5 protein-coding genes and 1 pseudogene are annotated in these 7,608 nt (G+C 75.6%); all 6 read left to right on the top strand.

The annotated features are described in order from the left end of the window. Positions 1–2,902: pseudogene (locus ACFWXO_RS41035) on the top strand (hypothetical protein); the annotation flags it as partial. 132 nt (positions 2,903–3,034) lie between these two features. Continuing rightward, on the top strand, positions 3,035–3,460 hold the full coding sequence (locus tag ACFWXO_RS41030) for a hypothetical protein (protein WP_380531278.1): 426 nt from the start codon (positions 3,035–3,037) through the stop codon (positions 3,458–3,460). Then, positions 3,457–4,209, top strand: a complete 753-nt coding sequence (locus ACFWXO_RS41025; protein ID WP_380531275.1) for a nucleotide exchange factor GrpE — start codon at positions 3,457–3,459, stop codon at positions 4,207–4,209. The genes ACFWXO_RS41030 and ACFWXO_RS41025 overlap by 4 nt, the downstream gene beginning before the upstream one ends. Before the next feature lie 31 nt (positions 4,210–4,240). Continuing rightward, complete coding sequence (locus tag ACFWXO_RS41020) at positions 4,241–6,841, top strand: Hsp70 family protein (RefSeq protein WP_380531273.1); 2,601 nt, start codon at positions 4,241–4,243, stop codon at positions 6,839–6,841. After that, entirely contained in the window at positions 6,838–7,206 is a 369-nt protein-coding gene (locus tag ACFWXO_RS41015; protein ID WP_380531270.1) for a hypothetical protein, read from the top strand. The genes ACFWXO_RS41020 and ACFWXO_RS41015 overlap by 4 nt, the downstream gene beginning before the upstream one ends. 92 nt (positions 7,207–7,298) lie before the next feature. Then, entirely contained in the window at positions 7,299–7,538 is a 240-nt protein-coding gene (locus ACFWXO_RS41010) for a chaplin (protein WP_375883566.1), read from the top strand. Positions 7,539–7,608: the final 70 nt, after the last annotated feature.

The raw sequence follows: 7,608 nt of genomic DNA, 5'->3' as shown, positions 1-7,608 counted from the left end.
CCGCCGCACCCCCCCCCACCCCCCCCGCCCCCGGCCCGGGCCCCGCGGCCGCCCCCCCCCCCCGGGGGGGGCGGCCCCCGGGCCCGGGCCGGCGCCCCTGTGGCAGCGGGCCGCCGCCGAACACCCCGGCGCCCCCGGCTACCGGTCCGCGCTGCGCGAGGCCGCCCTGCGCGAGGCCGCCCACCTGCTGGTCACCGGCCGCGACCGCGCCGAGGCGCGCGAGGCCGCCGCCGCCGCGCTCGCCCTGGCCGACGCCCTGCCCGGCGCGCTCACCCACCGGCAGTCCCGGCTGCGCGCCGCGCTCGCCCTCGCCGAGGGCGCGACCGAGCGGGTCACCGCGCTGCTCGACCCCGCCGCCGCGCCCCGCGACCGCTACCACCTGGCCGCCGCCGCCCTGCTGGCGGGCCGTCCGGTACAGACCATCGCCCTGCTCGGTCCGCTCGACCCGGACCCGGCCGGCGACCCGGCGCTCGCCCGGTTGCGCGCCCTGCTGGCCGAACGGGCCGGCAACTGGGCCGCCGCACTGGACTGGTACCGGCACTTCCTCACCGCCCCCGCGGCCGGGTGCGCCGCCGGTTCCCCCGAGGCCGGTTCCTTCGAGGCCGCTTCCGCCGCAGACCCGGTCGGCGACTGCGCGGCCTGCGCCCGCCCCGCCACCGGCGCCTGCGGAGGCTGCGGGCGGGAGGCCTGCGCCGAGCACCTGCACGCCCCGGCCGGATCCGCCTCGCCCCGCTGCACCCACTGCACCGGCCCCGCCCTGCGCGCCGTCCTGGACTGCGCCCGCCGGGCCGGCACCCCCGAACAGGCCGAACCCGTCCTGGCCGGCTGGGCCGAGGCGCTCGGCGACGGCGCCGCCGCCGCACCGGTACGGCTCGACCTCGCCCTGCTGCGCGCCGAACTCGGCCGCCTCGACGAGGCCCTGGCCGATCTGCCCGAGGAGGCCGGCCCGGCCCGGGCGGCCGTCCTGGTCCGCCGGGCCGGCGCCGCCCTCGCCGCCGAGCAGCACGGCCGGGCGGCCGGCGACCTGCGCCGGGCCCTCGCCCTCGCGCCCGGCCACCCGCAGGCCGCCGCCGCGCTGGTGCTGCTCGGCGAGCACGAGGCCCACCAGCACGCCGTCGAGGGCCGCCACCGCGAGGCCTACCGGGCCTACCGCGCACTGCTGCTCGACGACCCCGCCCACCCCCGGCTGCTGCACGCCCTCGGGCTGGCCGGCTACCGCTTCGCGGCCGCCACCGGGGCGCCGGCGGCGGGAGCGGCCGACGGGACCCTGGCCGAGGCCGCCGACGAGCAGGCCTGGGCCTGGACGATCGGCTGCCTGGTCGCCGCCCTGCACCGCGAGGAGCTCTGGGCCGAGACCGCCCGGACCACCGGCCGCGAGGCCGACCCCCAGCGCACCGCCGCCGCCCGCACCGCGCTCACCGACCGCCTCCGCGAGGACCTGCGCGCCCTCGACCGGGCCGCCGGCCGCAGCGGCGACGAGACCACCGCGTGGACGCTGCGCCTGGGCATGGAGTCCCACGCCGCGGACGCCTTCGCCCAGGAGGACGTCCGGATAGCCCTGCCCGGCCGTCCCGCCCGCCGGCTGGTCCTCGGCCCGGGCCTGGACCGGCTGCTGCGCGCCGAACTGGCCGGCTGGGGCGAGGCCTACCAGCAGGCCGTCGGCGCCTGGCGGCGCGGCCCCGGGGCCGCCTCGGGGCCCGCGCTCGGCCGGGCCCTCGGCCTGTTCGGCGCGCTCGGCCCGCAGCAGTACCTGCACCTCCAGGGCCGGCAGGCGGCCGCCGTCGCCGCGCTGGACGCGGTCGCCGAGGGCGAGCGCGGCGCCGCCTGGCAGTCGCTGCTCGGCGCGGCCCTGGTCAGCCAGGCCCGGGAGCACCACCGCAACCAGGACTGGCGGGAGGCGCTGGACTGCCTCACCCGGGCCCGGAGCGTCCCCGGCCTGGTGCTGCCCGCCGAGGTGGCCAAGGTGGCCGCCGAGTCCGGGGTCCGGGCCGCCCGCGCCCTGTTGAAGAGCAGCGTGGACGACCAGGAGGGCGCGGCCGGACTGCTGGAGAAGGCCTTCGCGCTGGCCCCGGACGACCCGGAGGTGCGCGGCGACCTCGGCGCGACCTACGCCCAGTGGGCCCGCAAGATCAACAACGAGGAGAAGGACTACCTGCGCGCCCTCGAACTGCTGGCCAAGAGCGCCGAGCTCGCCCCCGGCGACCCGACCGCCCGGCACTTCCTGCGCGCCGCCCTCGGCAACCGGGCCGGTCAGCTCAGCCGGGTGGACGCCTCCGACGCGGAACTCCAGGAAGCCGTCGGGACGTGGAAGCGGCTGATCGAACTCGACGACGACCCCGAGAACCGCCGGGGCCTCGCCTTCGTGCTGCGCCAACTGGCCCGCTCCGCCGCCTTCGTCGACGACAGCGCCCGCGCCCTCGCCCGGATGCTGGAGGCGCTGGTCTGGGACCCGGACTGGGCGGGCGACGCCGCGAGCGAGGCGGGCCGCCGGGTCTCGGTGCTGCTCGCCAACCACGTCATCGACCACATGCAGAACAGCACCTTCCAGGCCCAGGCCGCGATGCTCCACAAGGCCAGGTCCTACGACGACTCGGCCGAGATCCGCGGCCTGATGGTCAGCGTCTGGCGCAGCCGGGCGATCTCGTTCTACGAGGAGCGCCTCTACGCCGAGGCGATCGGCCTGCTGCGCGAGGCGCTCGAACTCGCCGTCGCGCCGGAGGACACCGCCAAGCTCAAGACCGAACTCGGCATCGTCCTCAGCTCGTTCGCCGTCGCCCGGGCCAACGCCGGCAACCACCTGGAGGCCCAGGGGGCGATGGAACTGGCCCTCCAGCACAATCCCCACGACCGCGAACTGCGCGCCCTGGCGGACCGGATCAACAAGCTCGGCCGCCGCTACTGACCGGCCCCGGCAACCGCCGGACGGCCGGCGCCGTCGTAGCCCGTGCACCGCGTCCGCACCGACCGCACCGCCCAGCCCGCTACCCCCAACCCCCCTGCCCCGTCCGGACCGTGAGGAGAGAGACCGCCCGCCATGCCACTGCACGAACCGTCGCCGTACGAGGTCCTGGGCATCCCGCTCACGGCCGGGGTGCGCGAGATCAACCTCTCGGTCGGGAAGGCGCTCAAGGCGGGCCGGTACAGCCGCCAGCAGATCCAGGACGCCGCGGCCCTGCTGCGCAACCCGGACCGGCGCCTGGAGGTGGACCTCCAACAGCCGCTGCCGCCCGAACCGGTCGACCAGGCCGCCGAGTTGCTCGCCCCCGCGCTGGCCGAACCGCTGCTGGTGGTCGAGCGCCCCGGCCTCCCGCCGGCCCCGGCCCTGCTCGCCCTGCACCGGGCCGAGGCCGCCGCCGACTTCGCCGAGCCCGCCCCCGGCGGCGCCGACCCCGAACCGCCCGTCCCCGCCCGCTACGCGGCCGACCTGTCCGTGCTGCCCCAGATCGAGGTCCCGCAATGACCGACGCACCGACCGCACCCGCCGGGCCGACCGCACCGACCGCACCGGCCGATGTACCGACCGCAGCCCTGCTCGACGGCCACCGGCCGCTGGAGGTCCCGCCGGGTGCGGAGGCCGTCGACCTGGAGGCCAAGTTCACCCAACTGCTCTTCCGGTCCTCCCTGTTGGGCAACAAGCTGACCGAGCAGAAGCAGCGGGCCCGGGCCGAGCAGCGGGAACTGCTGGGCGTCCTGATCGAGGTGGACGACGCGCTGACCGCCCTCGGGCTGGACCGCGAGCTGGTGGCGCTCGGCCGCGGCGCCGGGCTGGAGGCGACCCGTCGGCGGCTGCTCGGCCGGCTGGCCAAGGCCGGGGTCCGGCCGATGCGGCTGGAGGGGTTGGCGGCCGACCCGGCGCTGACCGAGATCGTGGGCACCGAGGTGCGGCCGGGGGTGGCGCCGGAGACGGTGCTGCAGACGGTGGTGACCGGCTTCTTCTGGGAGCAGGAGGTGCTGCGCCGGGCCCAAGTGGTGGTCGCCGCAGCGGAGTCGGCACCGGAGTCGGTGCCGGAGTCGGTGCCGGTGCCGGTCGAGGACCCGCGCAGCGCGCGGATCGGGCTTGAGGAGCCGGAGCAGCGCGAGGAGCCGAAGGAGCCCGAGCAGCCGACGGCCGCCGCGCCCGACCCCGCCGCCAGGCCGGTGCCGCCCCGGGTCCGTCGGCACGCCAAGGCGCCGGGCCGGCCGGCCAAGCGCGCCAAACGCAAGAAGTAGCCAGGACCACGAGGGGCAAGAGGGGAACGACATGTACCGCACACTCGGCATCGACCTGGGTACCACCAACTCCGTGGTGGCCCACCTGCGCCGGGGCGCGCCGGAGATCATCTTCAACCGGCAGAACCAGGAGGCCACGCCCTCCGTGGTCGGCAGCGGCCGCAAGGGCGAGCTGCTGGTCGGTTCGACCGCGCGCAGCCGGATCGCCATCGACGGCGCGAACGTGATCCGCTCGGTCAAGCGCTTCATGGGCCGCAAGTTCAAGGACCCGCAGGTCCAGGCGGCGCTCAAGGAGGTCGACTACAAGGTCACCGCGGGCACCGACGGCGACGTCAACGTCTGGTTCAACGGCCGCTCCTACACCCCGATCGAGATCTCCGCGATCATCCTGCACCGGCTCAAGCAGGACGCCGAGCAGCGCCTCGGGGAGCCCTTCCACCGGGCGGTGATCACCGTCCCCGCGTACTTCGGCGAGCGGCAGGTGGCCGCCACCCAGGAGGCGGGCCGGATGGCCGGCCTGCACGTGCTGCGGATCATCAACGAGCCGACCGCCGCCGCGCTCGCGTACGGGCTGGCGAGCGACGCCGGGGACGAGGGCCGCACCGTCCTGGTGTACGACCTCGGCGGCGGCACCTTCGACATCTCCATCCTGCTGCTGGTGCCCGGTTCGGTCTCGGTGCTCGGCATCGAGGGCGACAACCTGCTGGGCGGCGACGACTTCGACCGGGCGATCACCACCGCGCTGCTGGAGGACATCCGCGAGGAGTACGGCTCCGACTACCAGCCGGACCTGCGGGACCGCCCGAAGATCGCCTCGACGGCCGAGACGGTCAAGATCGAGCTGTCCAACCAGCAGTCCTCCGAGGTGATCCTGCCCGGCCTGGGCGCCGGACAGCTGGTGCTGGAGACGGAGTTCGAGCGGGCCCGCTTCGAGGAGCTGATCGAGGCCCAGATCGAGCGGACCATCGAGCTGACCCACAAGGCGATCATGCAGGCCAACCTGACCGTCGGGGACGTCGACGAGGTGGTGCTGGTCGGCGGTTCGACCGCGATCCCGCTGGTCGAGCGGCGCCTCGGCGAGGTGTTCGGCACCCGCCGGATCAAGCGCGGCGTCAACCCGATGCAGTGCGTGGCGCTCGGCGCGGCCGTGCAGTGCGCCCTGGTCGGCGAGGTGGAGTGCCCGGAGTGCCGGGCCCCCGGGGACCTCTCGGCCTCCAACTGCGCCAACTGCGCGACCTCCCTGCTCGGCGGCGACCGGGTCTCCTGCCCGACCTGCCACGTCCCGGTCGAGGCCGGGGCGTCGGCCTGCCCCAAGTGCGCCCAGGAGATGGACGGTTCGTCCGCCGACGGCTCGGCCGGGTCCGGCTCGGCCGGCTCCGGCGCGAGGATCCCGCAGCAGTCCCAGGCCACCACCGCGCTGCGCGCCGACAACTGCCCGCAGTGCGGCACCCCGGCCGCCCCCGGCGTCACCGCCTGCGAACTGTGCGGTGAGCCGCTCAACTCGGCCGCCCCGGGCCACACCAAGGTGGCCTCCACCGCCGCCGAGGACGTCGGCCTGCGCTGCTCCTCCTGCGCCACCGTCAACCCACCGGGCAGCGAAGTCTGTGCGGGCTGCGGCGAGTTGATGCAGGTCACCAACCCCTTCGACATCACCCCGAAGAACCTCGGCATCGAGCTCAACGACGGCCGGCTGGCCGTCATGATCCCCAAGAACACCAGCTACCCGACCAGTTCGCCGGTCGGCCGGGAGTTCGTGGTCTCCGGCAGCGGCCGCCAACGGCTGGAGATCGCCGTCTACGAGGGCGAGCACGAGATCGCCCAGCAGAACGAGCTGATCGGCCACCTCACCCTGCGCCTGCCCGAGGGCCTCGGCGGCCGCACCCCGGTGGAGGTCTCCTTCGGCCTGGACCGCGACCGCACCATCACCCTGTCGGTGCGGATCCAGGGCGGCGCCGAGAAGACCGTCAAGCTGGAGCGGGTCACCCTCGACCCCGAGTTGAAGGTGCAGGTCGAGGAGCAGCAGCGGCAGATCGAGTCCTTCACCGACCGCTGGGGCGGCGAGCTCACCGAGGCCGAGATGCGCGAGGCGCAGCGGCTGATGGACGCCCTGGACGACCTGGCGGCCGGGCAGACCCGCGGCCGCTCGGTGGACGAGGCGCTGGAGCGGGCGCAGCGCCAGCTCAAGGCGCAGCGCTGGGTGCGCGGCTCGGAGGCCTACCTGAGCCTGTTCATCCACTACTGCGAGAAGCACCTGGACCCGAGCGACCTGGACCGGCTGCGCTCGGTGGCCGCCGAGCTGCGCCTGCGCCGGGAGGCGGCCGACTGGGAGGGCGCGATGCGCGCGGCCCAGAAGGCGGACGAGCTGTGCGACTCGCTCGGCCACACCTTCCGGATGCTCACCATGTGCAACATCTACGTCAACCAGAACATGGTGTCGCCGGCCCTCGGGCAGCGGATCATGGCGGAGCTGCGCGGCCTGGACGAGGCGGTGGAGGCGCCCAACATGGAGGCGGTCAACACCCACATGTCGAACCTGCTGGCGCTGTACGCCCAGGCGCAGCGGGAACTGGGCAGCGAGCCGGCCGCCGAGTCGCTCGGCCCGGTGCGCCCGGAGGAGGCCGGTCCGCGATGACCACTCCCGACGTACCTGCCGTGCCCGGAGCGCCCGAGGAGCCGGAGGTCCGCTGCCCGCTGTGCAAGGTCCCGGCGGACCGGCGGTCGCTGGGCTGCCCGTCCTGCCGGGAGGACCTGGGCGTGCTGTTCCGGCTGCGTTACGCCGGTCGGATCGACTACAACCGGGCCCTGACGGCGCTGGGGGCGGGGGAGGAGGCGCTCGCGCTCGGCCTGCTGCACCGCGCGCTGGAGGCCGAACCGGGGCTGGAACCGGCCCGGGAGCTGCTGGGATCACTGAGCGTGTCCGGGTTCGGCGGGTCGGGCGCGGAGCCGGGGGAGGGCCTGCGGGAGGGTCGGCGGGAGGGCGACACGCCCTCGGGCTGACCAATTCGGCCGCTTCCGGCCTGCCGTGGAGTTCGATCGGTGCGAGTGTGATCGTCACACGGAGTTCCGCCACCCTCTCAAGGAGTGACGCAATGCGTATTCGCACCACCCTCGCCGCCACCGCGCTCGCCGCGGTGGCCGTCATCGCCGGTGCCGGCACCGCCGCCGCCAGCGGCGCGACCGCGAACGGTGTCGCCTTCGGTTCGCCCGGTGTGCTCTCCGGCAACCAGATCCAGATCCCGATCAACCTCGAGGCCAACGTCTGCGGCAACTCGATCGGCGTCATCAGCATCCTCAACCCGGCCTTCGGCAACACCTGCATCAACGCCTGACCCGCGCACCGGGGCCGTCCGTCGCAGCCGACGGGGGGCCCCCGGGGACGGGCGGTACCCCCCGGAGGGG

The sequence above is a fragment of the Kitasatospora sp. NPDC059088 genome, assembly GCF_042738155.1.
Taxonomy (GTDB): Bacteria; Actinomycetota; Actinomycetes; order Streptomycetales; family Streptomycetaceae; genus Kitasatospora.
The sequence above is the reverse complement of the archived record's forward strand: the minus strand, read 5'-3'. Positions and strand labels throughout refer to the sequence as shown.

What these genes read in the sequence shown, in the direction of transcription:
- ACFWXO_RS41030 (WP_380531278.1), top strand. Translation starts at nt 3,035, where the DNA reads ATGCCACTGCACGAACCGTCGCCGTACGAGGTCCTGGGCATCCCGCTC.
- ACFWXO_RS41025 (WP_380531275.1), top strand. Translation starts at nt 3,457, where the DNA reads ATGACCGACGCACCGACCGCACCCGCCGGGCCGACCGCACCGACCGCA.
- ACFWXO_RS41020 (WP_380531273.1), top strand. Translation starts at nt 4,241, where the DNA reads ATGTACCGCACACTCGGCATCGACCTGGGTACCACCAACTCCGTGGTG.
- ACFWXO_RS41015 (WP_380531270.1), top strand. Translation starts at nt 6,838, where the DNA reads ATGACCACTCCCGACGTACCTGCCGTGCCCGGAGCGCCCGAGGAGCCG.
- ACFWXO_RS41010 (WP_375883566.1), top strand. Translation starts at nt 7,299, where the DNA reads ATGCGTATTCGCACCACCCTCGCCGCCACCGCGCTCGCCGCGGTGGCC.